The 23886-nt window shown below is 61.3% G+C and carries 24 protein-coding genes; 14 read left to right on the top strand and 10 right to left on the bottom strand.

Features of this window, described 5'->3' with window-relative positions:
* Positions 1-57: 57 nt before the first annotated feature.
* The 3 genes from NN484_RS22350 to NN484_RS22340 all read left to right on the top strand — a co-directional run bounded on the left by NN484_RS22350 (position 58) and on the right by NN484_RS22340 (position 2833).
* The gene (locus NN484_RS22350; RefSeq protein WP_215502099.1) at positions 58-663 is read left to right on the top strand and encodes a porin family protein; all 606 of its coding nucleotides are present in this window, start codon (positions 58-60) and stop codon (positions 661-663) included.
* Between the two features lie 149 nt (positions 664-812).
* Positions 813-1490, top strand: coding sequence for a response regulator transcription factor (locus NN484_RS22345; RefSeq protein ID WP_274657918.1), 678 nt, complete (start codon positions 813-815; stop codon positions 1488-1490).
* Positions 1487-2833: an ATP-binding protein gene (locus NN484_RS22340; protein WP_274657917.1), complete on the top strand. Its 1347-nt coding sequence runs from the start codon at positions 1487-1489 to the stop codon at positions 2831-2833. The genes NN484_RS22345 and NN484_RS22340 overlap by 4 nt, the downstream gene beginning before the upstream one ends.
* A 111-nt stretch (positions 2834-2944) precedes the next feature.
* On the opposite strand, the gene NN484_RS22335 is transcribed toward NN484_RS22340, so the two are convergent.
* Entirely contained in the window at positions 2945-3943 is a 999-nt protein-coding gene (locus tag NN484_RS22335) for an AraC family transcriptional regulator (RefSeq protein WP_274657916.1), read from the bottom strand.
* 351 nt (positions 3944-4294) lie between these two features.
* On the opposite strand from NN484_RS22335, the gene NN484_RS22330 reads away from it, so the two are divergent.
* Entirely contained in the window at positions 4295-5629 is a 1335-nt protein-coding gene (locus NN484_RS22330; RefSeq protein WP_127652315.1) for a dicarboxylate/amino acid:cation symporter, read from the top strand.
* A gap of 257 nt (positions 5630-5886) precedes the next feature.
* The gene (locus NN484_RS22325; protein WP_274657915.1) at positions 5887-7068 is read left to right on the top strand and encodes a CaiB/BaiF CoA transferase family protein; all 1182 of its coding nucleotides are present in this window, start codon (positions 5887-5889) and stop codon (positions 7066-7068) included.
* Between the two features lie 111 nt (positions 7069-7179).
* On the opposite strand, the gene NN484_RS22320 is transcribed toward NN484_RS22325, so the two are convergent.
* Together NN484_RS22320 and NN484_RS22315 are read right to left on the bottom strand one after the other, a co-directional pair.
* Positions 7180-7674, bottom strand: coding sequence for a SprT family zinc-dependent metalloprotease (locus NN484_RS22320; RefSeq protein WP_003227192.1), 495 nt, complete (start codon positions 7672-7674; stop codon positions 7180-7182).
* Between the two features lie 148 nt (positions 7675-7822).
* Positions 7823-8425, bottom strand: a complete 603-nt coding sequence (locus NN484_RS22315) for a Yip1 family protein (RefSeq protein ID WP_047599701.1) — start codon at positions 8423-8425, stop codon at positions 7823-7825.
* Between the two features lie 394 nt (positions 8426-8819).
* On the opposite strand from NN484_RS22315, the gene ttcA reads away from it, so the two are divergent.
* Positions 8820-9644 carry a tRNA 2-thiocytidine(32) synthetase TtcA gene (gene ttcA / locus NN484_RS22310; RefSeq protein WP_274657914.1) on the top strand — a complete coding sequence of 275 codons (825 nt, stop codon included), beginning with the start codon at positions 8820-8822 and terminating at the stop codon, positions 9642-9644.
* Between the two features lie 131 nt (positions 9645-9775).
* Positions 9776-10450 carry a DNA-3-methyladenine glycosylase I gene (locus NN484_RS22305; RefSeq protein ID WP_102354186.1) on the top strand — a complete coding sequence of 225 codons (675 nt, stop codon included), beginning with the start codon at positions 9776-9778 and terminating at the stop codon, positions 10448-10450.
* Between the two features lie 87 nt (positions 10451-10537).
* On the opposite strand, the gene NN484_RS22300 is transcribed toward NN484_RS22305, so the two are convergent.
* From NN484_RS22300 to arsC, 3 genes are read right to left on the bottom strand one after another with little or no spacing between them, the layout of a single operon-like run.
* On the bottom strand, positions 10538-10963 hold the full coding sequence (locus NN484_RS22300; protein WP_123466921.1) for a DUF2069 domain-containing protein: 426 nt from the start codon (positions 10961-10963) through the stop codon (positions 10538-10540).
* Between the two features lie 2 nt (positions 10964-10965).
* Positions 10966-11562, bottom strand: a complete 597-nt coding sequence (wrbA, locus tag NN484_RS22295) for an NAD(P)H:quinone oxidoreductase (protein WP_127652312.1) — start codon at positions 11560-11562, stop codon at positions 10966-10968.
* A complete protein-coding gene (gene arsC, locus NN484_RS22290) occupies positions 11559-11912 on the bottom strand; it encodes an arsenate reductase (glutaredoxin) (protein ID WP_215502095.1) in 354 nt (117 codons plus the stop codon). The genes wrbA and arsC overlap by 4 nt, the downstream gene beginning before the upstream one ends.
* Positions 11913-12026: 114 nt before the next feature.
* On the opposite strand from arsC, the gene NN484_RS22285 reads away from it, so the two are divergent.
* Positions 12027-12494: a TlpA disulfide reductase family protein gene (locus tag NN484_RS22285; RefSeq protein WP_007968708.1), complete on the top strand. Its 468-nt coding sequence runs from the start codon at positions 12027-12029 to the stop codon at positions 12492-12494.
* 102 nt (positions 12495-12596) lie between these two features.
* Here NN484_RS22285 and NN484_RS22280 read toward each other — a convergent pair whose 3' ends face one another.
* Together NN484_RS22280 and NN484_RS22275 are read right to left on the bottom strand one after the other, a co-directional pair.
* Entirely contained in the window at positions 12597-13001 is a 405-nt protein-coding gene (locus tag NN484_RS22280; RefSeq protein WP_098965082.1) for an META domain-containing protein, read from the bottom strand.
* The gene (locus tag NN484_RS22275; RefSeq protein ID WP_025112952.1) at positions 13001-13435 is read right to left on the bottom strand and encodes a hypothetical protein; all 435 of its coding nucleotides are present in this window, start codon (positions 13433-13435) and stop codon (positions 13001-13003) included. Before NN484_RS22275 ends, NN484_RS22280 begins: the two co-directional genes overlap by 1 nt.
* Positions 13436-13568: 133 nt before the next feature.
* Here NN484_RS22275 and NN484_RS22270 point away from each other — a divergent pair, with 133 nt between their 5' ends.
* On the top strand, positions 13569-14006 hold the full coding sequence (locus tag NN484_RS22270; RefSeq protein WP_274657913.1) for a hypothetical protein: 438 nt from the start codon (positions 13569-13571) through the stop codon (positions 14004-14006).
* Positions 14007-14018: 12 nt separating this feature from the next.
* Here NN484_RS22270 and NN484_RS22265 read toward each other — a convergent pair whose 3' ends face one another.
* Positions 14019-15008 (bottom strand): 2-hydroxyacid dehydrogenase, encoded by a 990-nt coding sequence (locus NN484_RS22265; RefSeq protein ID WP_274657912.1) that lies wholly within the window; start codon positions 15006-15008, stop codon positions 14019-14021.
* A gap of 85 nt (positions 15009-15093) precedes the next feature.
* Positions 15094-17847 carry a response regulator gene (locus tag NN484_RS22260; RefSeq protein ID WP_127652308.1) on the bottom strand — a complete coding sequence of 918 codons (2754 nt, stop codon included), beginning with the start codon at positions 17845-17847 and terminating at the stop codon, positions 15094-15096.
* Between the two features lie 217 nt (positions 17848-18064).
* Here NN484_RS22260 and NN484_RS22255 point away from each other — a divergent pair, with 217 nt between their 5' ends.
* The 5 genes from NN484_RS22255 (at position 18065) to rlmD (ending at position 23807) form a co-directional block, all read left to right on the top strand.
* Positions 18065-18787, top strand: a complete 723-nt coding sequence (locus NN484_RS22255) for a response regulator transcription factor (protein WP_215502093.1) — start codon at positions 18065-18067, stop codon at positions 18785-18787.
* The gene (locus tag NN484_RS22250; RefSeq protein WP_215502092.1) at positions 18774-20198 is read left to right on the top strand and encodes a sensor histidine kinase; all 1425 of its coding nucleotides are present in this window, start codon (positions 18774-18776) and stop codon (positions 20196-20198) included. The genes NN484_RS22255 and NN484_RS22250 overlap by 14 nt, the downstream gene beginning before the upstream one ends.
* A 185-nt stretch (positions 20199-20383) precedes the next feature.
* Entirely contained in the window at positions 20384-21409 is a 1026-nt protein-coding gene (locus NN484_RS22245) for a PDDEXK nuclease domain-containing protein (protein ID WP_274657911.1), read from the top strand.
* A 107-nt stretch (positions 21410-21516) separates the two neighbouring features.
* On the top strand, positions 21517-22419 hold the full coding sequence (gene cysM, locus NN484_RS22240; protein ID WP_026000780.1) for a cysteine synthase CysM: 903 nt from the start codon (positions 21517-21519) through the stop codon (positions 22417-22419).
* Complete coding sequence (gene rlmD, locus NN484_RS22235; RefSeq protein WP_274657910.1) at positions 22419-23807, top strand: 23S rRNA (uracil(1939)-C(5))-methyltransferase RlmD; 1389 nt, start codon at positions 22419-22421, stop codon at positions 23805-23807. The genes cysM and rlmD overlap by 1 nt, the downstream gene beginning before the upstream one ends.
* Positions 23808-23886 lie beyond the last annotated feature (79 nt).

The raw sequence follows: 23886 nt of genomic DNA, 5'->3' as shown, positions 1-23886 counted from the left end.
GGGGCAGGTCAGTAACCTTGCGCCATACCCAAACAGCACTGTGAAAGAGGAAACTCGATGAATCATCTAAACAAACTGCTGCTGGCTTTTACCTTGTTGGGCTCCAGCCTTGCGGCGCATGCCGATGACACCACTAACTTCGCCGGCCTGACGTTCGGTCAGACCAGTGACAAGGTCAAAAAGTCCCACGCGCTGAACGACAACCTCGGCCACCCGGACGCCAGCGGCGCGATCGATGGCAACAACACTTACGGCGTGCGTCTCGGCCAGCAAAACTCGCAAGGTCGCTACTACGCCACTTACGACAACGTGTCCGGTTCGCACAATGGCATTAAACTGCGCCAGGAAAACCTGCTGGGCAGCTACGATCTGTTCTATCCAGTGGGCGGCAGCACCAAGCTGTTCGGTGGCGCGACGGCGGGTTTGACCAAGCTGACCCAGGATTCGCCAGGCTACAGCCGTGACAGCGACATCGGTTACGCCGTGGGCGGTCAGTTCGGTGTGTTGCAGCAAGTGGCGCAAAACGTTTCGGTCGAACTCGGTTACCGTTACCTGATGAGCAACGCCAGCACTGAAATGAAAGAGAGCGGCGGCAGCAAGCAAGGCTCGCTGGACTTGACCAGCAGCGCGCAGACTTACCTGTCGGCCAACTACAATTTCTAAGGAGCGAATCGCCTTGAAACCCTGTGGGAGCGAGCTTGCTCGCGAAAGCGATGTTTCATTCAACATTATCGTTGACTGAATAACCGCCTTCGCGAGCAAGCTCGCTCCCACAGGTGGTTGTGGAGATTTCAAGTGATTAGGAGAAGGTCATGAAACTGTTGGTCGTCGAAGATGAAGCGCTGTTGCGCCATCACCTGCAAACCCGCCTGACGGAGAGCGGTCACGTGGTCGAGTCCGTGGCCAATGCCGAAGAGGCGCTGTACCAGACCGGACAGTTCAACTTCGATCTGGCGGTGATCGACCTCGGCCTGCCCGGTATGGGGGGGTTGGACCTGATCCGCCAGTTGCGTTCGAACGGCAAGACGTTTCCTATCCTGATCCTCACCGCGCGCGGCAACTGGCAGGACAAGGTCGAAGGCCTCGCTGCCGGTGCCGACGACTACTTGGTCAAGCCGTTCCAGTTCGAAGAACTCGATGCGCGGCTCAACGCCTTGCTGCGCCGCTCCAGCGGCTTCACTCAGTCGACCATCGTCGCCGGGCCGTTGCTGCTGGACCTCAATCGCAAACAGGCGTCGCTGGATGAAGAACCGTTGGCGCTGACCGCCTACGAATACCGCATCCTCGAATACCTGATGCGCCACCATCAGCAAGTGGTGCCCAAGGATCGCCTGATGGAGCAGCTCTACCCGGACGACGACGAGCGCGATCCGAACGTGATCGAAGTGCTGGTCGGCCGCCTGCGCCGCAAGCTCGAAGGCCCGGGCGGGTTCAAGCCGATCGACACCGTGCGCGGTCTCGGCTACCTGTTCAATGAGCGCTGCACTTGATTCGTTCTCTTCGCGTTCGCTTGATGCTCGCCGCCACCACGTTGGCGGTGTTGTTCATGCTCGGCTTGCTGCCAGCCATGCAGGGCGCGTTCAGCCTGGCGTTGCAGGACTCGATCGAGCAGCGCCTGGCCTCGGATGTCACCACGCTGATCTCGGCGGCACGCATCGACAGCGGCCATCTGGTGATGCCGACGCAGTTGCCGGATGAGCGTTTCAACCTCACCGACAACCGCTTGCTCGGCTACATCTACGACCGCGACGGCAAACTGGTCTGGCGCTCCAAAGGCACGCAGGAAGAGCAGATCAACTACACGCCGCGCTACGACGGGCTGGGTAACGAGTTCGCGCGGATCCGCGAGAGCAACGGCCAGGAGTTCTTCGTCTACGACGTCGAAGTCAAACTGCTCGGCGGTAAAAGTGCCGCCTTCAGTATCGTCGCCCTGCAACCGGTGCGTGAATACGAAAACACCCTCGAAGGCCTGCGCGAGAATCTCTATCTGGGCTTCGGCGCCGCATTGCTGGTGTTGCTGGCGTTGCTGTGGATCGGCTTGACCTGGGGCCTCAAGGCGCTGCGCCGCCTCAGTCAGGAACTCGACGAAATCGAAAGCGGCACCCGCGAAAGTCTCACCGAACAGCACCCGCGCGAACTGCTGCGCCTGACCGGCTCGCTCAACCGTTTGCTGCACAGCGAGCGCCAGCAGCGCAGCCGTTACCGTGATTCCCTCGATGACCTGGCGCACAGCCTGAAAACTCCGCTGGCGGTGTTGCAGGGGGTCAGTGAAGACATGGCCCAGCGCCCCGAGGATCGTGATCAGGCCTGGGTGCTGCAAACCCAGATCGAGCGCATGAGCCAGCAGATCAGCTATCAACTGCAACGGGCCAGCCTGCGCAAAAGCGGTCTGGTACGCCATCAGGTGCGCCTGCAACCCGTGCTCAAAAGCCTGTGCGACACGCTGGACAAGGTCTACCGCGACAAACACGTGCGGGTGGCCTTCGATCTGCCGGAGCATTGCTGCGTGCCGATCGAGCAGGGCGCGCTGCTGGAGATGATGGGCAACCTGTTGGAGAACGCCTATCGCCTGTGCCTGGGCGAAGTGCGCATCAGCGTGCGCGAGAGCCTGGCCGGCATCGAACTGTGCATCGAAGACGACGGCCCCGGCGTACCGCCGAATCAGCGGGCGCGCATCCTCGAGCGCGGTGAACGCCTCGACCGCCAGCATCCGGGGCAGGGGATCGGGTTGGCAGTGGTCAAGGACATCATCGAAAGCTACAACGCCAAGTTGATGCTGGGTGATTCGCCGATGGGCGGGGCGGCGTTCAGGATTCATTTTCCGGCGGCTTAGGTGTTGGCCGTTCTGACGTCATCGCGAGCAGGCTCACTCCTACAGGGGAATGCATTTCAAATGTCGGAGTGAGCCTGCTCGCGAAGGCGCCAGTCGGTTCACTGCGGGGTGTCACTGCTCCTGCGCCCGATAAGCCCCCGGCGTCAGCCCGGTCCACTTCTTGAACGCCCGGTGAAACGCCGACGGCTCGGAAAACCCCAGTTGCTCGGCGATCTGTTGCAACGACAGATCCGCCCGGCCCAAGTGGTAAATGGCGATATCCCGCCGCAACTGATCCTTCAATTCCTGAAAACTGGTGCCTTCCTCGCGCAAATGCCGACGCAGGGTTTGCGGGCTGATGTGCAGCTGCGCGGCCACCGCTTCCAGGTCCGGCCAGTGCGCGCTGTCGCGGCTGAGCAAGCGGCGCAGGCGACTGCTGAGGCTGTCGCCGTCGTCCGGGCGCGACAGCAGGTCGGCGGGGGAGCGTTCGAGAAAGTGCTTGAGGGTGCGTTCGTCCTGTAACAGCGGCATGTGTAGATAGCGGCTGTGGAACAGCAGGCTGCTTTGATCGGCTGAAAACACCAGCGGGCAGGGGAACAGCAGATCGTACTCGGCGCCATGCGCCGGTTTCGGATAGCTGAACGTGGCCTGTTCCAGACGAATGCGCTGGCCGATCAGCCAGCTGCCGAGGCGATGCCAGATCACCAGCAGGCTCTCGCTGAGAAAGTGATCCGGGTCCCATAACTGCGAGTCATCGAGGCTCAGGCGCACCCATTCGTCTTCGCGGTGCAGGCTCAGGCGCGGGGCCTCGGGGAATAGGCTATAAAACAATAAGCCGCGTTGCAGTGCCTTCTCCAGGTTACGGCAGTGAATCAGGGCATGGCACATCATCGCGAAGCTACCGGGTTTGCTCGGAGCGTTGCCAAAGCCCAGGTATTCGTCGTCCAGGGCCAGCCACAGGCTCTGCAGCAGTTGGGTGAATTGCTCCGGGGCGATGCGCGCGCGCGGCTCATTCAGCAACTCGGGGCTGATGCCCAGCTGTTGCAGCAGCGGCAAATAATCGAACCCCGAACGGCGTGCGCCACCGAGGGCGGCCCGGGCGAAATGACTGGCGATGGTACGTTCGCGCATAAGCGGCAGATCCTTCCTCAGGCGCCGGATGGTAGCCGGGGCGTGCACAGGGCAACAAGGCGGATTTCCGCCAAATTGTAGGACGAGATCCGCCGAGTTGGCGGAAATCCGCCACACTTGAGTCACCGAACAGTGACACAGAAAAGCCCGTAAGTCCTGATATCAAAAGGCTTGCAGCGAATTGCACCAAAGTGGCACGGCGTTTGCGATAAGAGCGACAGAAGCGTGCGTTGATCCCGCCCGGAAAGGCGCCGCTCGAACAACAAATCCCTCCAGTGCAGGAGGGTTCGCAATTCAGGTTCTGCGCTCAACAGATGGATGTTGCCTGCAGGACGCTTGAGGAAACTTGCAATGACGACTCGTCAGCCACTGTACAAATCCCTGTATTTCCAGGTGATCGTCGCGATCATCATCGGTATTGCCCTTGGTCACTACTACCCGCAGTTTGGTGTCGCGGTAAAGCCACTGGGTGACGGGTTCATCAAGCTGATCAAAATGATCATCGCCCCGATCATCTTCTGCACCGTGGTCAGCGGTATCGCTGGCATGCAAAGCATGAAGTCGGTCGGCAAGACCGGCGGTTACGCACTGCTGTACTTCGAAATCGTATCGACCATCGCCCTGCTGGTGGGCCTGATCGTGGTCAACATTGTGCAGCCGGGCAACGGCATGCACATCGACGTCAGCACCCTCGACGCTTCGAAAGTCGCCACCTATGTAGCCCAGGGTGCTGACCAGAGCGTTGTCGGCTTCCTGCTCAACGTGATCCCGTCCACCATCGTCGGCGCGTTCGCCACTGGCGACATCCTGCAAGTGCTGATGTTCTCGGTGATCTTCGGTTTCGCCCTGCATCGCCTGGGTGACTACGGCCGTCCGATCCTCGACTTCATCGATCGCTTCGCCCACGTGATGTTCAACATCATCAACATGATCATGAAGCTCGCGCCAATCGGTGCCTTCGGTGCGATGGCGTTCACCATCGGTGCCTACGGTGTCGGCTCGCTGGTGCAGCTGGGTCAACTGATGGCCTGCTTCTACATCACTTGCGTGCTGTTCATCCTGATCGTGCTCGGTGGTATCGCCCGCATGCACGGCTTCAGCGTACTGAAGATGATCCGCTACATCCGTGAAGAACTGCTGATCGTACTGGGTACGTCCTCGTCGGAATCGGTACTGCCACGCATGCTGATCAAGATGGAGCGTCTGGGCGCGAAGAAATCGGTAGTGGGTCTGGTGATCCCGACCGGTTACTCGTTCAACCTCGACGGTACTGCGATCTACCTGACCATGGCTGCAGTGTTCATTGCTCAGGCCACCGACACGCACATGGACATCACCCATCAGATCACCCTGCTGGTGGTGTTGCTGCTGTCCTCCAAAGGCGCAGCCGGTGTGACCGGTTCGGGCTTCATCGTGCTGGCGGCCACGCTGTCGGCGGTAGGTCACCTGCCGGTGGCCGGTCTGGCGCTGATTCTGGGTATCGACCGCTTCATGTCCGAAGCCCGCGCCCTGACCAACCTGGTCGGCAACGCCGTAGCGACCATCGTTGTCGCCAAGTGGGTCAAAGAGCTGGACACCGACGTGCTGCAAACCGAGCTGGCCTCGGGTGGTCGCGGTATCGCTGATACCCGTCCTGAAGATGACCTGGGTGTGGCTGAAGGCCCAGCCCCGAGCAACGTCAAGTAACTGCAATTTGGTAATACCCTGTGGCGAGGGAGCTTGCTCCCGCTGGACTGCGCAGCAGGCCTCTCTTTGAAGAGCGGGGCCGCTTCGCGCCCCAGCGAGAGCTCGCTCCCTCGCCACACAGGCAATAGAAAACCTGCTTCGGCAGGTTTTTTATTGCCTGCGATTTGAGCATTACGGTCACTGCCGCTGATGCATCCGGTGATTGCCGTACGCGGCATCGCTGCCTAGGCTGGGTGCATCGCTCAAGGAGATCGCCCATGTCTGCGCCGCTGGCCTCACTGAAGATTCTGGATTTCTCGACCTTGCTGCCCGGGCCGTTCGCCTCGCTATTGCTGGCGGACATGGGCGCCGAGGTGCTGCGCATCGAATCGCCGACACGCATGGATCTGTTGCGGGTATTGCCGCCGCATGATGGCGGAGTATCGGCCAGTCACGCCTACCTCAACCGCAACAAGCGCAGCCTGGCGCTGGACCTGAAACAACCCGAGGCGCTGGAAGTGGTCAAGCAGCTGCTGACCGATTACGACATCGTCCTCGAGCAGTTCCGTCCCGGTGTGATGGAGCGTCTGGGCCTGGGGTATGAGGCGCTGAAGGCGATCAATCCGAAGCTGATTTACGTGTCGATCACCGGGTACGGTCAGACCGGGCCTTACAGGGATCGCGCCGGGCATGACATCAACTACCTCGCCCTGGCCGGGCTGGCCAGCTACACCGGCCGCGCCGACAGCGGTCCGCTGCCGCTGGGTATGCAGGTGGCGGATGTGGCGGGCGGTTCGCTGCACGGGGTCATCGGCCTGCTGGCGGCCGTGATCGCCCGTCAGCAGACCGGGCAGGGCACCCACCTGGACGTGAGCATGACCGATTGCGCGTTCAGTCTGAACGCCATGGCCGGTGCCGGTTACCTGGCCTGTGGTGAAGAGCCGCACTGGGAAGACCAGATGCTCAATGGCGGCAGCTTCTATGACTACTACCGTTCGCGCGACGGGCGCTGGCTGTCGGTGGGCAGTCTCGAGCCGGGGTTCATGCAGCAATTGTGTACGGCGTTGGGCCGGCCGGAGCTGGCGGCGCAGGGCTTGTCACCGAAACCCGAGCAGCAAAGGTTATTGAAGGATGCGTTGAAAGTTGAATTCGAGAAACACGACTTTGCCCAACTGTGTGAATTGTTCGCCGGGGTCGACGCCTGTGTCGAACCGGTATTGAACCTGAGCGAGGCGGTGCAGCATCCGCAGTTGCAGGCGCGCGAGCTGGTGACACAGGTGCCGCGCGGGAACGGTACGAGTCAGGCGCAGATCGCCTGTCCGTTGAAGTTCTCCGAGGCGCTGCCGGCGCCGCGGCATGTTGGCGCGGCGTTGGGGCAGCATACGGATGAGGTGTTGGCGGCGTTGGGGTTTAGTGCGCAGCGGATTGCTCAACTGCGTGCAGGCAAGGTGATTCTCTAGCGTCTGACTGGGCCTCATCGCGAGCAGGTCCACTCCTGCAATTGAAATGCGTTCCACCTGTAGGCGTGAGCCTGCTCGCGATGGGGCCAGTCGGGGCCACACAAAAACCGGCTATTCCACCCGCATCTCACCACTGAACACCAAGGTATTGCGGCATCGGCGGCACAAATACCGTCGCCCCTGGCGCACCAGGCTGTGGCGCTGCGCCGAAAACGGAAAGTCACTGTCGGCGCACGGGCATTTGTAGATGTAGCGTGTCACGCTGCGGCGTTTGATGGCGTAGGTGTGGCAGCGATCCGGCGGCAGCTCATAGACCCCGCGCATGATCAGTTGCCACTCCTCGCCGTGCGGCTGGATGCGGTCGCCGAACAGTTGATGGGCGATCAGGTGCGCGACTTCGTGGGCCACGGTCTGTTTGAGGAAGTGTTCGGTGTTTTCCCGGTACAGCTGCGGGTTGAAGCGCAGCAGGTTCTCGTGCAGATGCGCGACACCGGCTTTTTGCCCGCGCAGCTTGAGGCTGACGACGGGGCGTTGGAAATGACGTTTGAAAAAGGCTTCAGCGAGTTGGTAACAGTCTTCGACGCGGGTATTGAGTTGCTCGGGCATGCTTGATGGATCTCCAGAGACGTCGAGTATGCCGCAACCTCCCGGACTTGCGAATCGCTGACCTGCCGAATGGTCATCCGCCAAACGAGAAGGCCGCCTTGCGGCGGCCTGTGTTGGCAGATCTTGTTTTTCTCGGGGGGGAATCATGTCAGTTGGTATACACCGGCCCCACGCCGAGGCCCCAGACAATCACGGTGAACGCCATGATGGCCACCAGCACCACCAGACCGACCGCGAGCACTGAGCTGGAAAACAGAAAACCTTCGTCCGACGGAATGTTCATGAACGTCGGCAGCCCCACGTACAGCAGATACACCGTGTAGCAGATGGCCGCCGTGCCGACGATCATCCCCAGCCACATGTGCGGATACAGCGCTGCCAGCCCGCCGACGAACAACGGCGTCGCGGTGTAGGTGGCGAACGCCACGCAACGGGCCAGGCTCGGGTTGGCGTCATAGGTGCGCGCCATCCAGTGCACGAAGGCGCCCATGACCGCGACCCCGCCGAGCATCGCCAGGTACGACATCACGGTCATCCACAGTGCGCTTTCAAAGGTCAGCATCACCGGTGCGCGGTTGCCGATCACCCAGCCGACCTGCGTGGTGCCGATAAATGCCGAAACGGCCGGAATAGCCGCCAGGATCAGCGTGTGCGTCAGGTACATGTGGCTGATGCTTTCCTCTTGGTCGCCACGGATTTCCTTCCATTCCTGATCGGGGTGGGTAAAAAGTCCCACTACGTGATGGATCATGCCAGTCACTCCTCTTGTTATTGCCATCGCCCCCCAACGGAGCGCCTACGGGCCAAGGTGGCCGAGCAAATACAGGTCTTCAGATGTGTGCGACCTTATGTCGCAGTATAGAAAGGGCTAGACCACACAGGTGATAGGGGCTTAGAGCAAATCGCGCTGTAAACACAAGACTTAATCGCCGTACAGTCTTGAGTGATCGGACTTCCGATCCTGTAGGCTGCCGAAGGCTGCGATCTTTTGATCTTGTTTTAAAAAATCACAATCAAAAGATCGCAGCCTTCGGCAGCTCCTACATGAATATGCATTTCAGAATGCGACCGTTCGGTATGCTTCGCCCACGCCAGGTTTTTGCGTAAAATGCCGACCTTTCGTCACACCTCACGGATTTCGCGTCATGGGCACTCTTACGGTCAACCAGAACAAACTGCAAAAGCGCCTGCGCCGCCTGGCCGGCGAAGCGGTCGCCGATTTCAACATGATTGAAGACGGCGACAAGGTCATGGTCTGCCTGTCCGGGGGCAAGGACAGCTACACCATGCTCGACGTGCTGATGCACCTGCAGAAGGTTGCACCGATCAAGTTCGAGATCGTCGCCGTGAACATGGACCAGAAGCAGCCAGGCTTCCCCGAGCACGTGCTGCCGGCCTACCTCAAAGAGCTGGGCGTCGAGTACCACATCGTCGAAAAGGACACCTACTCGGTGGTCAAAGAGCTGGTGCCGGAAGGCAAGACCACCTGCTCGCTGTGCTCGCGCCTGCGTCGCGGCACGCTGTACACCTTCGCCGACGAAATCGGCGCGACCAAAATGGCTCTCGGTCATCACCGCGACGACATCGTCGAGACGTTCTTCCTCAACATGTTCTTCAACGGTACGCTCAAGGCGATGCCGCCGAAGCTGCGCGCCGATGATGGGCGCAACGTGGTGATCCGCCCGTTGGCCTACTGCAACGAGAAAGACATCCAGGCCTACTCGGACTTCAGGGAATTCCCGATCATCCCGTGCAACCTCTGCGGTTCGCAGGAAAACCTGCAGCGTCAGGTGGTCAAGGAAATGCTTCAGGACTGGGAGCGCAAGACCCCGGGGCGTACCGAAAGCATCTTCCGCAGCCTGCAGAACGTGGTGCCGTCACAACTGGCCGACCGCAACCTGTTCGATTTCACCAGCCTGAAGATCGACGAGACGGCGGCTTCGCGCTTCGTTAACGTCGTAAACCTCTAATCACCACCTGTAGGAGTGAGCCTGCTCGCGATTGCGGTGTGTCTATCAGCATCATTGTTGGATGACACACCGCAATCGCGAGCAGGCTCACTCCTACAATAGTTTCTTCGTTTCAATTCCCGGGAGAGGGCATGCGCGATTACAAGTGGCTGCACGAATACTGTCTGAACCGCTTCGGTTCGGCGGCTGAACTGGAAGCCCATCTGCCCGTTCCCAAGACCCCGGCACAATTGCGCAAGATCAGCGACGATCGTTACCTCTCGACCATGGCCCTGCGCGTCTTCCGCGCCGGGCTCAAGCACAGTCTGGTGGACGCCAAGTGGCCGGCCTTCGAAGAAGTGTTCTTCAAGTTCGACCCGGAAAAAGTCGTGCTGATGAGCGCCGAACACCTTGAACGCCTGATGCAGGACGCGCGGATCATCCGGCACCTGGGCAAGCTCAAGAGCGTGCCGCGCAATGCGCAGTTCATCCTCGATGTCGAGAAAGAGAAGGGCAGTTTCGGCGCGCTGATCGCCGACTGGCCGGTGACTGACATCGTCGGTCTGTGGACCTACCTGAAAAAGCACGGGCATCAGTTGGGCGGTCTATCGGCGCCACGCTTTCTGCGCATGGTCGGCAAGGACACGTTCGTGCCGAGCTATGACGTGGTCGCGGCGCTGAATGCACAGAAGATCGTCGATAAGGCACCGACCAGTTTGCGTGATCTGGCGATTGTGCAGAATGCGTTCAACCAGTGGCATGAACAGAGCGGCGGGCGGCCGATGAGCCAGATTTCGATGATGCTGGCTTACACCGTCAATCATTGAATAGCTAAAAGATCGCAGCCTTTTCGGCAGTTCCTACAGGGAACGCATTCCAACTGTAGGCACACCGAAGGCTGCGATCTTTTTCTATCAGGCGACGGAGACTTCGCCTTCACCCGCCAGCTTGCGATTCAACTGATACCGCCACCGCACATACAGCAGCGCCGAGCAGAACAGCGCCAGGCTCGCGACCATCTCCAATACGCCAAACAGCTGCCGGCTCGGGTCATAGGCTGCCAGTGCGCCCTTGATGAAATACAGGTTCACCACAAAGCACATCCACGAGTGCCCGCGGGCGCTGCCCATGATCATCGCTGGCGCGAGGACGATCCACGGGATCAGCTCGACCAGCAGAATCACCCACGGTCGGGCGCCGTGCAGGTCGGCGAACACCAGGTAGTAAGCGGCGAGCAGCCCGGCGAGGCCGAAGAAGCACAGCAGGCTGATGATCCGCATCGCCTTGACGCGGGGTTCGAGCCACTCGACGGAGGGCAGGACTTTCGGCTTCTTCGCCACCCTCAGCCCTCCAGTTTTTGCGCGGTCTTGGCCAGACGCAGGCCGAGTGCGCGACACAGCGCCACTTCGTGGGCGTCCAGGCCGCTTTTGCCGTCAGCCCCGGCGTGGTGGCTGGCGCCATAAGGCGTACCGCCGCCCTGGGTTTCCAGCAGCGCCGACTCGCTGTACGGCAGGCCGGTGATCAGCATGCCGTGGTGCAGCAGCGGCAGCATCATCGACAGCAGGGTGGTTTCCTGGCCGCCGTGCAGGCTGGCGGTGGAAGTGAACACGCCGGCCGGTTTGCCGACCAGAGCGCCGGTCAGCCACAGGTTGCTGGTGCCGTCGAGGAAATACTTGAGCGGCGCGGCCATGTTGCCGAAACGGGTCGGGCTGCCGAGGGCCAGGCCGGCGCAGTTCTTCAGGTCATCGAGGGTGGCGTAGAGCGCGCCTTCATCGGGAATGTCCGGGGCCACGGCTTCACACTCGGTGGAGATCGCCGGCACGGTACGCAGACGCGCTTCGAGGCCGGCCTGTTCGACACCGCGGGCAATCTGCCGGGCCATCTCGTTGGTCGAGCCGCTGCGGCTGTAATACAGCACCAGAATGTACGGCGCGCTCACGGCAGCAACTCCAGAATCTGCTCCGGCGGACGACCGATCACGGCCTTGTCGCCGACTTCGAGAATCGGCCGTTCCATCAGTTTCGGGTGCTCGGCGATGGCGGCGATCAGCTGTGCTTCGTTGAGGCTCGGGTCGGCCAACTGAAGCATTTTGTATTCATCTTCTCCGGTGCGCAGCAATTGCCGCGCGCTGATGTTCAGCTTGCCGAGCAAGGCCTTGATCTGCGCGGCGTCCAGCGGGGTTTCCAGGTAGCGCACCACGGTCGGGGACAGGCCGCGGGCTTCAAGAAGTTCCAGCGCACCGCGGGATTTCGAGCAGCGCGGATTGTGATAAAGCGTCAGATCGGTCATGGCGGGTCGCTTCTGGCGTAAAGTGGCGGCTATTCTAACTGTGCAGCGCGCAATCCAGAACCTTCAGAGGCGATGGGTCGCAGGCGCATTCAATTTATGACCAGGGAACATGACATGACACGGCGATTGGCAGCGGCATTGACGATAATCGGGGCGTTGATGCTGGGGGGCTGCGGGAACGACTACGGCATTGACCAGAACGGTCAGAAAGTCGCGTCCGAGCGCCTGGACAAACAGTGGGTAGTGCTCAATTACTGGGCCGAATGGTGCGGCCCGTGCCGCACGGAAATTCCAGAACTCAATCATCTGGCGGACGAGTTGAAAGGCAAGAACATCGGTGTGTTCGGGGTCAACTTCGACAACGTGCAAGGCGAGGATCTGAAATCTGCCAGCGAGAAACTGGGCATCAAATTCACCGTGCTGGCGCAGGATCCGGCCGACCTGTTCGACCTGCCGCGCAGTGAGGCCTTGCCGGTGACCTACATCATCGACAACAAGGGCAAGGTGCGCGAACAGTTGATGGGCGAGCAGACGGCGGCGGGGGTGATGGCGAAGCTGGAGGCGTTGCAGGCTACAAAGTGAGTCGAGGATGAAAAAAGATCGCAGCCTTCGGCAGCTTCTACAGGTGTACACATAACCTTTCAGGAGCTGCCGGAGGCGGCGATCTTTTTTGCGGCTGAACGATCAGCCCTCTTCCAGCCACCAGCGCAGCGGCTTGCCTTCAGCCGGCCAGAAACGCATCTGCTCGATCGGCGAGATGTCCCAGCGTTCGACACCTTGCAGCGCCTGCAGGAAGCGTTGTTCCTGCTCCATCAGCGCCGGTGCGCAGAGCTTGCGGGTCTTGCCGATCGGGCCGAAGCTCAGCTTGTCGCCCTCGAGGGTGTACGGCGCGAACCAGTGGTTGCAGCCGCCATTGCCGTAAGCGCGACCATCGTCGCCGAGGGTCACGGTCAGGTGGCTGTAATCCATCAATGGCCGCTCGCCGATCCATTCCAGAATGTAGCTGCGGTTCTGCTGCAATTGCACAGGCTCTGCGGCGCAGCCCACCAGAGCGGCACCGACCAACAGTGGCAGGGCAAGGCGTTTCATCACGCAGGCTCCTGGCATTTCGGGCACAGGTGCTTGTCGCCGACGGCTTTCCAGCCCAGCTCGGCGATGCGCGCCGTGGCGGCCGGTTTCTCGGCGGTCTTGCCCAGCTTGGCATCGACCGCGAACTCGAAGTTCAGCTCTTTGGCGCAGCTGTCGCAGTTGACCTGCCAGGTGTGGATCGCCAGTTCGCCGAATACCGGGCCGGTGGTCATCGCGGTCCATTGGCCTGGCGGATTGATCAGGTGGCGCACGGTGTCGACGGTCAGGCGCATGGACAAGTCCTTGCTGCCTTTGAGGGTGACCAACAGGACGTCACCGTTGCGAATCGAGCCACCATTGCCGGTGACCTGATAGCGGCCCGGTACGAGGGCGCGGCATTCGGTGAGGGTGTGTTGCGGGTTCATCAGGGTGTAGCGGAAATCGTGTTCGACCATGGGTCCTCCAAATATGCGCGACATGCTAGCACGGGCTTGATTGCAGGATGGCGTACGCGTGCGACCTTCGATCCGGTTCAAATCGGCCGGCGCTCATGGCAAACTGCCGCCCTTCACTCTGAGGGAACGGAACATGGCGCTGATTGAATGTTATGAATGCAAGCGGAGCATCAGCTCGGAAGTCAAGGCGTGCATTCATTGTGGTGCTCCGATGGCGCAGCAGCACGAGCACAGCCCGGCGCCAGCAGCTACAACGATTTCGTTCGGCAGCCTGCCGCGTAACAAATCCGTGCCCGAGGCTTTTGTCCCGCCACCGGCTGCCGAACCGGCGCCGAGAGTGTCACCGGCCGCGGTCGGTCGCCGCCGTCGGCAAGCCGCGCCAGCCCCTCAACTTCAGCCCAACGCCGACGGCTCGCGTCCGGTGGAAGGCTGGTTGAAGATCATGGTGTTTCTGTTGCCGATGGTCTTCGTCTGGTTCCTGCTGCGTAATGGTCACTCGATGAAGCAGCGCTTTTTCGGTTTTGGCTGGCTGGCGTTGCTGATCCTGGCGTCTTCGTTGTCGCCGAAGTAAACCGGCAATTCTTCAACCTTCGACCTGGTTCTGCGGCGCGCCTGCGGCCCAGGTCGCGATGTTGTGCAGGGTGGTCGCGGCAATCGCGCCCAAGGCTTCATGGGTCAGAAATGCCTGATGCGCGGTGATGATCACGTTCGGGAACGTCAGCAACCGCGCCAGCACATCGTCCTGCAACGGCAGGTCGGAGCGATCCTCGAAAAACAGCTGCGCCTCTTCTTCATAGACATCCAGTCCCAGATAGCCCAGTTGACCGTCCTTCAAGGCGTCGATCAGCGCTGGCGTGTCCACCAGACCGCCGCGACCGGTGTTGATCAGCATCGCCCCCGGTTGCAGAAGCGCCAGTGATTCACGGTTGATCAAGTGTTTGCTCTGCGCGTTGAGCGGGCAGTGCAGGCTGATGATCCGCGACTGCGCGAGCAGCTCCGGCAGGCTCAGATAGCGCGCGCCCAACGCCACGACCTCAGGGTTTGGATACGGGTCGCAGGCCAGCAACTCACAACCGAAACCGTGCATGATTTTCGCGAACGTGGCGCCGATCTGTCCGGTGCCGACGATGCCGACGGTCTTGCCCACCAGATCGAAACCGGTCAGGCCGTGCAGGCTGAAATCACCTTCGCGGGTGCGGTTGTAGGCACGGTGCAGGCGCCGGTTGAGCGCCAGAATCAGCGCCACGGCATGTTCGGCCACGGCATGCGGCGAGTAGGCCGGGACCCGCACCACGGCCAGCCCGAGGCGTTTTGCCGCGACCAGATCGACATGGTTGTAGCCCGCCGAGCGCAGGGCGATCAGCTGTGTACCGCCGGCGGCGAGGCGCTCCAGCACCGGCGCACTGAGGTCATCGTTGATGAAGGCGCAGACCACCTCGTGCTGCTCGGCCAAAGCGGCCGTATCGAGGCTGAGCCGGGCCGGCTGAAAGTGCAGCTCGATAGCGGCCGGGCAGTCGGCGGCGAGGAAACTGTCGCGGTCGTAGGTCTGGCTGCTGAAAACGATCGTGCGCATGCATTCCTCCTTGGCGCAGGGTGACGAGTCAGTGTTGACCCGTCCTCACTGTAGCGTGGGACAGCGAGGGCGACATTGCCGTGGATCAGGCGCTGATCCTGGCCTGTGCCGCGAGGCGATTGATGGCCCGCTCCAGTTCTTCCAGCGCCGCTACCGCTTTCGGGTCACCCTGTTTGAGCAGGGTTTCACTGCGCTGACAGGCCGCGCGCAATTGCGGTACGCCGCAATACCGGGTCGCACCGTGCAGGCGATGCACGCGCTCGATCAGCGCATTCTGGTCACGGCTTTCACAAGCGGCGCGAATCGCTTCGCGGTCGGCCTCCAGCGAAGCGAGCAGCATTGCCAGCATGTCTGCCGCCAGATCGGCCTTGCCGGCGGCCAGGCGCAGGCCTTCTTCGTGGTCGAGTACCGGCAGTTCATTGTTGCCGGTCGCGCTGTCATTGACCCGCTCCGGACCTTGATTGCGCAGCGCCAGACCGGTCCACTTCAGCACCACTTGCGCCAGTTGCCGCTCGCTGATCGGCTTGGTCAGGTAGTCGTCCATACCGCTTTGCAGCAAGGCGCGTTTCTCGTTGGCCATGGCGTGGGCGGTGAGGGCGACGATCGGCAGCGGCGTGCAATGCCGTTCGCTTTCCCACTGGCGGATGGTTTCCGTGGTCTGGCGCCCGTCCATGCCGGGCATCTGCACGTCCATCAGCACCAGATCGAAAGATTCGCTCTGCACCGCTTTGACCGCCGCATAGCCGCTTTCCACGGCCAGAACCTTGGCGCCCATGTCTTCGAGCAGCGTCTGCACCAGCAACAGGTTGGCCGGGTTGTCGTCGACACACAGCACTTTCGGTGCGCGGCTCGATAGCGGTTCGCCCGGTTCGTTGCGTGGCTGGCGCGGGTTGGCCAGATCCGCCAGGGCCCGACGCAGTTTGCGCGTGCAGGCCGGTTTCGCCTGCAACTGACTGTGCGGGTTGGGCACCGAGAGATGGAACAACGTCTGTTCAGTGGTCGGGCACAACACCAGCACTTTGCAGCCGAGGTGTTCCAGGTCCCAGATGTGCTGGTTCAGGCGTTCCGGGAGCATGTCGTTGCTGGTGATGCCGAGCACGGCGAGGTCGATTGCCTGATCGGTCTGGTGCGCGCCGGTGACGCCATTGGTCAGGCTTTCCAGGGTGTTGAACGGTGTGACGTCGAGGCCACAGTCTTCCAGTTGATGCTGCAGTGCCTGACGCGCCAGTTCGTGATTTTCCAGCACCGCCACCCGACGCCCGAGCAGCGGCGGGCCCGGCAGGTCTTCGGTGTCGTCGCGGGCTTTCGGCAGGCTCAGGCTGATCCAGAATTCCGAACCTTCGCCCGGGGTGCTGTCGACGCCGATCTCGCCGCCCATCTGTTCGATCAGACGCTTGGAAATCACCAGGCCCAGACCGGTGCCGCCGGGCTGGCGCGACAGCGAGTTGTCGGCCTGACTGAAGGCCTGGAACAACGCGCGCACATCCTGACTCGACAAGCCGATGCCGGTGTCCTGAATGCTGATGCGCAGTTGCACGCTGTCTTCGTGTTCTTCTTCGAGCATCGCGCGGGCGACGATGGTGCCTTCGCGGGTGAACTTGATCGCATTGCTGACCAGGTTGGTGAGGATCTGCTTCAGGCGCAGCGGATCGCCCACCAGCGACAGCGGCGTGTCGCGGTACACCAGACTCACCAGCTCCAATTGCTTGGCATGGGCCGCCGGCGCCAGAATCGTCAGGGTGTCCTGCAACAGGTCGCGCAGGTTGAATGGAATATGGTCGAGCACCAGTTTGCCGGCCTCGATCTTCGAGAAATCGAGGATCTCGTTGATGATCCCCAGCAGGCTGTCGGCGGACTTTTCGATGGTGCCCAGATAGTCGAGCTGGCGCGGGGTCAGTTCGCTTTTCTGCAACAGGTGCGTGAAACCGAGAATGCCGTTGAGCGGTGTGCGGATCTCGTGGCTCATGTTGGCGAGGAACTCGGATTTGATCCGACTCGCCTCCAGCGCTTCTTTGCGCGCCAGGTCCAGCTCGATGTTCTGGATTTCGATGGTTTCCAGGTTCTGGCGCACGTCTTCGGTGGCCTGATCGACGCTGTGTTGCAGTTCTTCGCGGGCGTTCTGCAGGGTGCCGGCCATGCGGTTGATACCGGAGGCCAACTCGTCCAGCTCCTGACTGCCGAGGGGTGGCAGACGGGTTTCCAGATGACCGTCCTTGAGCTGGGCGACGGCGTGTTTGATCTGGCTCAGCGGGCGGTTGATCGTGCGGCCCATGCGCAACGCGAGCAGGGCGGCGCCGGCAAGGCCAGCGGCAATCAACAGCAGGCTGGCAAACAGACTGCGGTAACCGCGCAGCAGCATGCCGTTGTGCGACAGCTCCAGTTCGACCCAGCCGAGCAAACGGTCGGATTCTTCCGGGATCAGGTCACCGGCGAGATTGCGATGCTTGCCGAACACCGGCATCAGGTAACGGGTGGCGTCATTGCCACTGCGCCGTTGCAATTGCGCACTGTCGCCGCTGGGCGCCTGATTGAGCATGGTCGGGCCGGCGTGCGCCAGGGGTGTGTGGTCGGGGGCGAGGAAGGTGACGGCGCGCACGTCGGGCTGTTCGAGGGACTGGGTGGCGATGCGCTCCAGCAGATCGGTGTTGCCATGGCCCATGGCGGGCGCCACCAGCGGGGCCAGTTGTTCGGCGATCATCTCGCCGCGCTGCATCAACTGGGTCTGCAGGTCGGACTGTTGCATCCAGGTGAAATAGCCACCGAGCACCAACGCCATCAGGCTGGTCGGCAACAGGGTCAGCAACAATACGCGACCTTTGATTCCCAGTTTCTTGAGCACACCCATCTCCTGCATCCCGCTGAACTGTTGACTCGCACGTGCGTCCGGCACGCGACATTGGCGCAGTGTAGCGATTTGCAGGCAGGCAATCTCCGGAAAAATCATCTCGGCATCGGTCGGCGGCGGCGGGCGCGTTTGTCCGGCGGGTCAACCTTGGGTTGCCCGATGGCGGGCAATCTTGAATAATCGCTCAACTGAGAATTATTTGCAGATACTCATGACGCTTGTCTCCGCCGACCCGCCACGCATTCTTGCCATCGAGGACGACCCGGTCCTGGGCGCCTACGTTCACGAGCATCTGGGCCGCAGCGGCTTTGCGGTGACCTGGTGCCAGAACGGGCAGGACGGTCTGAACATCGCCCGCCACCAGCCGTTCGACGTGGTGCTGATGGACATTCTGTTGCCGGGGCTCGATGGCCTGAAGGTGCTGACCCAATTACGCCAGAGCCATTCGACGCCGGTGCTGCTGATGTCGGCCCTGGGCGCCGAGGCGGACCGCATCAGCGGCTTCCGCCTGGGGGCCGACGATTACCTGCCCAAGCCGTTCAGCATGGCCGAACTGCATGTGCGGATCGAGGCGATCCTGCGGCGGGTGGCACTGGATCGGAGCCCGGCAGCGATTGCGCCGCCCGCGATCAGCGGCGCGCTGCGTTTCGACGATGAACAGTGCGACGTCTTCTATAACCAGCAGGCTGCCGGCCTGACCCGCAGCGAATACCGCTTGCTGGAAACCCTCAATCGCAATGACGAGGAAGTGCTGAGCAAGGCCTTCCTTTATCAGCACGTGCTGCAACGGGGCTACGCGGCCCACGACCGCAGCCTCGACATGCACATCAGCCAGATCCGCCGCAAACTCAAGGCCATCGGTTACACCGAGCGGGAAGTGCGCACAGTGTGGGGCAAGGGCTATGTGCTGAGTGCGGCCGATGAAAGTCTCTGATCTGCCGGGGCGGCATTCGCTGTTCTGGAAGCTGGCGTGCCTGCTGGTGGCGTTCTGTCTGCTGATGATCTGGCTGAGCTGGTCGTGGGGGCGCTACATGGAGGAGCGCAATCAGTTCCTCTCCGATGAGGCGCGCGGCACCCTGAGCCGTTATGCCGCCGAAGCCGAGCGAGCGTGGCAGCGCAGCGCACGCGACGGGGTCGATCACTGGCTACAGAGCATGGAGCTGCGCGAGGCAGGGTGGGTCGGGGTGATCGACCGCAATTTGCAGTCGTTGAGCAGTGATCCGCTGAATGAACAGGAAATTCAGCACCTGACCTTTCTGCGCGGCCTCGACTGGCCGATTCACAAGAAAAGCCGACCGTGGCTGCGCGTGCCGTTTCCCAATGACCCGTCCTCCGGCAGTCTGGTGATCGAGCTGCCGGAGCGCTTCCTGCCGGGGAAATACCGGGTGTTCTGGCGGGTGATCACCAACGGCGTGATTCCGGGGCTGTTCACCTTGTTGCTGTGCGTCGGCCTGTATCGCTTGCTGGTGGTGCCGCTGAACAACTTGCGTGAGCAGGCCAACGCCTGGCGCGCCGATCAATTGAATGTGCGCCTGTCGAGTGGCATCACCCAGCGCCCGGATGAACTCGGTGAGCTGGCGCGGGCCTTCGACTCGATGTCCGAGCGCCTGCAATCCACCGTCGCCCTGCAACAGCAGTTGCTGCGCGACCTGTCCCATGAACTGCGCACGCCGCTGAGCCGGCTGCGGGTGGCCAGTGAAAGTGAACAGGATCTGGTGCAACTGCGCGAGCGCATCGGCCGTGAAGTCGACGGCATGCAACGGCTGGTCGAAGACACTCTGCAACTGGCCTGGCTCGACACCGAGCGCGCGCCCCTGGCGGACGAAGCGATCCAGATTCAGGCGCTGTGGGAAATGCTCACCGACAATGCCTGCTATGAAAGCGGCTGGCCGAGCCTGCAATTGCAGTGCGCCGTGCCGTCGTCGTGCTGGGTGCGCGGCAACCTCAACACCTTGGCGCAGGCGCTGGAAAACATTTTGCGCAATGCCATTCGTCATTCGCCCGAGGGCGGCATTGTTCGCCTCGATGGACGACGTGATGGCGATGACTGGCATTTGTGGCTGGAAGATCAGGGCGGCGGCGTGGCCGAGGGTGATCTGCAACGGATCTTCTCGCCATTCACCCGACTCGACGGCTCGCGCCCGGGCGATGGCGGGTTTGGCCTGGGTTTAAGCATTGCGCGCAATGCGGTGCAGCGTCAGGGCGGGATGTTGTGGGCGGAGAATGGCGGGGCGGGGTTGCGCTTGAATTTGCGACTGATTGCCGATGACGGTGTCGCTCCGGCTGACGCCATCGCGAGCAGGCTCACTCCTGCATTGGAATCGTGTTCGCCGCAGATTGTGTGAACAACACAGATCTCCTGTAGGATTGAGCCTGCTCGCGATGTAGTCCATTCGGGTGGCCAATCCTGATGGCTTGCCGGAGCACTCGCCTTTTTTTGTACGACATTTCCCAAGCTGCATCGGCGGTCATTTCAAGCTTCCTGAAGGGGTTAGGCTCGTGCTTCCCCCTGATCTTCAAGGAATTGTGCATGACTGTATCCAGCCTTATCAGCAGCCCCGATGGCGAACGCTTCAACGAAGTGCTCGCGCTGATTCACCGTTCCAGACATCAGGCCATGCAGGCGGTCAATACTCAACTGATTGAGCTTTATTGGCAGGTGGGGGCGCACATCAGTCGAAAGATTGAGCAGGCGGAGTGGGGGGATTCCGTGGTGGGCCAATTGGCCGAACATTTGGCTCTGACACAACCGGGATTGCGAGGTTTTACTCGTTCGAACTTGTTTCGTATGCGCCAGTTTTATGAGCTTTATCACGCCGAAGAAAAAGTCGCACCACTGGTGCGACAATTGTCCTGGTCGCACAATTTGACCATTTTCAGCCAATGCAAACGACCAGAGGAGCGCGAGTTCTACGTACGAATGGCCGTTCGAGAGCAATGGTCGAGACGTGAGCTGGAGCGGCAGCTCAAAGCAGCTTTGTTTGAGCGAAGCGTCACCGACCCGGCAAGAGCCTCCGCGGCATTGCAGCAAACACACCCCGAAGCTCTCGAGATATTCCGTGATTCCTACATGGTCGAATTTCTCGATCTGCCCGGCGCTCATTCTGAAACCGATCTGCACCAAGGTCTGCTATCTCGCCTCAAGGAATTCCTGATCGAACTTGGTCGCGACTTCTGCTTTGTCGGTTCCGAATATCCATTGCAGGTCGGCGGTCGGGATTTCTCTCTTGATCTTCTGTTTTTCCACCGAGGGCTTAACTGCCTGGTAGCCATTGAACTCAAGGTCGGCCGTTTTGAGCCGGAATACCTAGGCAAGCTGGATTTCTATTTGGAGGCGCTGGATCGCAATGTCCGCAAGCCTCACGAAAGCCCGGCCATCGGTGTCCTGCTGTGTGCAAGCAAGGAAGATGAGGTCGTCGAGTACGCACTCAATCGCAGTCTTTCGCCCGCATTGATAGCGGAATATCAAACCTGTCTGCCGGATAAGCAATTGCTGCAGGCCAAGTTGCATGAGTTTTATGCACTGGATACGGCACACACAGAAAATAGCGACTAATGGCTGCTTATTCCCAGAAACCATAAGCACCGCACTTTGCGTGATATGGCCTGCGCAGGTTTGCCGGTATGATAGGCGCCCCCGCACGTCTGGATTGCGAATACGCCATGACCCTGCAGTACCCAACCATCGCCGATTGCGTCGGCAACACTCCGCTGGTGCGTTTGCAGCGCCTGCCCGGTGCCACCAGCAACACCCTATTGCTCAAGCTCGAAGGGAACAACCCGGCGGGTTCGGTCAAGGACCGTCCGGCGCTGTCGATGATCACCCGTGCCGAACTGCGTGGGCAGATCCACGCCGGCGATACGCTGATCGAAGCGACCTCGGGCAACACCGGCATTGCGCTGGCCATGGCCGCCGCGATCAAGGGTTACAAGATGATCCTGATCATGCCGGACAACTCCAGCGCCGAACGCAAGGCGGCGATGACCGCCTATGGTGCCGAGCTGATTCTGGTCAGCCAGGAAGAGGGCATGGAAGGCGCTCGCGATCTCGCTCAGCGGATGGAAGCCGAAGGCCGTGGCAAGGTGCTCGATCAGTTCGCCAACGGCGACAATCCTGAAGCGCACTACACCACCACCGGCCCGGAAATCTGGCGTCAGACCCAGGGCACCATCACCCATTTCGTCAGTTCGATGGGCACCACCGGCACCATCATGGGCGTGTCGCGCTACTTGAAAGAGCAGAGCGACAGCGTGCAGATCGTCGGCCTGCAACCGATGGAAGGCTCGGCCATTCCCGGCATCCGTCGCTGGCCGCAGGAATACCTGCCGAAGATCTATCAGGCCGACCGCGTCGACCGCATCGTCGACATGGCGCAAAGCGAAGCCGAGGACGTCACCCGGCGTCTGGCTCGCGAAGAAGGCATCTTCTGTGGCGTGTCCTCGGGCGGTGCGGTGGCAGCGATGCTGCGCCTGTCCAAAGAAGTTGAAAACGCGGTGATCGTTGCGATCATCTGTGACCGTGGCGACCGTTACCTGTCGACCGGCATTTTCGACGCGCCCAACTGATGGCCAAGCACGAGAGAGGCCTGCGCTTCCAGCCCACCGGCGGCAGCAAGGCCGCGCAAATCCCGACCGGCAAAAAGCAGCGCTTGAACATCGAGCGTCTGGCCAATGACGGTCGTGGCATCGCGTTTTTCGAAGGCCGTACCTGGTTCGTCCTCGGCGCCCTGGCGGGTGAAGAGGTCGAGGCGCGGGTGCTCGGCACCCACGGCAAAGTGGTCGAGGCGCGCACCGAGCGCGTATTCAAGGCCAGCGAATTGCGCCGTCCGGCAGCCTGTCAGCACGCCGGCCGCTGCGGCGGTTGCAGCGTGCAACACTTGCCCCACAACGAACAGCTTGCCCTGAAACAGCGCATGCTCGCCGAGCAGTTATTGAAGGTCGCAGGCGTCGCGCCAGACGAATGGGCCGCGCCATTGAGCGGTCCGGAGTTCGGCTATCGCCGTCGCGCGCGGATCGCCGTGCGCTGGGACATGAAGGCGAAAAAACTCGAAGTCGGGTTCCGTGCTGCCGGCAGCCAGGACATCGTCGCGATCAGCGAATGCCCGGTGCTGGTACAGCCTTTGCAACCGATCATGACCCGTTTGCCGGAGATGCTCCGCCGTTTGAGCAAGCCGCAGGCGCTGGGCCATGTCGAGTTGTTCAGCGGTTCATCGCTGGCCGTGCTGTTGCGGCACATGGCGCCGTTGTCCGAAGCGGATCTGACGATTCTCAAGGAGTTCTGCCAGTTCCATGAAGCGCAGTTGTGGCTGCATGGCGAAGGCGAACCGCAACCGGTCGATGCCACGCAGTCGCTGGGCTATCGCCTGGAGCAGTGGGATCTGGACCTGGCCTGGCGGCCGGGGGATTTCATCCAGGTCAACGCCGGGGTCAACGAGGCGATGGTGGCGCAGGCGTTGGAATGGCTGAAACCGCGCGCCGACGAGCGCGTGCTGGATCTGTTCTGCGGCTTGGGTAACTTCGCCTTGCCGCTGGCCGAAAGCGTGCGCGAAGTGGTGGCGGTGGAGGGCGTGCAGACCATGGTCGACCGCGCCGCCGCGAACGCCGCTAGCAACAATTTGCATAACACAAAGTTTTTTCAAGCCGATTTATCCCAGCCTTTGACCGATGCTCAGTGGATCGGAAACGGCTTTTCTGCGGTACTCTTGGACCCACCGCGTGACGGTGCTTTCGAGGTGGTGCGCAAGCTCGCGACCCTGGGTGCCGAGCGGTTGGTTTATGTGTCGTGCAACCCTGCAACTCTGGCGCGCGATACGGTCGAATTGATCAAGCAGGGCTACCGGTTAAAACGTGCCGGGATTCTCGATATGTTTCCTCAGACGGCGCATGTCGAAGCCATGGCGTTATTTGAAGCGAGCCAGGATGGCTCGTCTGATCCGTCTGGTCTGTCCGCATAGCGCTCGCTTTAGCCCCGCGAGTGCAAACGGGCAATGAAGGCCAGCGATTTGACGCATTGAATCTGCGTCGTAGGGAAGG

The sequence above is a fragment of the Pseudomonas serboccidentalis genome (genome assembly GCF_028830055.1).
In the GTDB taxonomy this organism is placed as follows: domain Bacteria; phylum Pseudomonadota; class Gammaproteobacteria; order Pseudomonadales; family Pseudomonadaceae; genus Aquipseudomonas; species Aquipseudomonas serboccidentalis.
The sequence above is the reverse complement of the archived record's forward strand: the minus strand, read 5'-3'. Positions and strand labels throughout refer to the sequence as shown.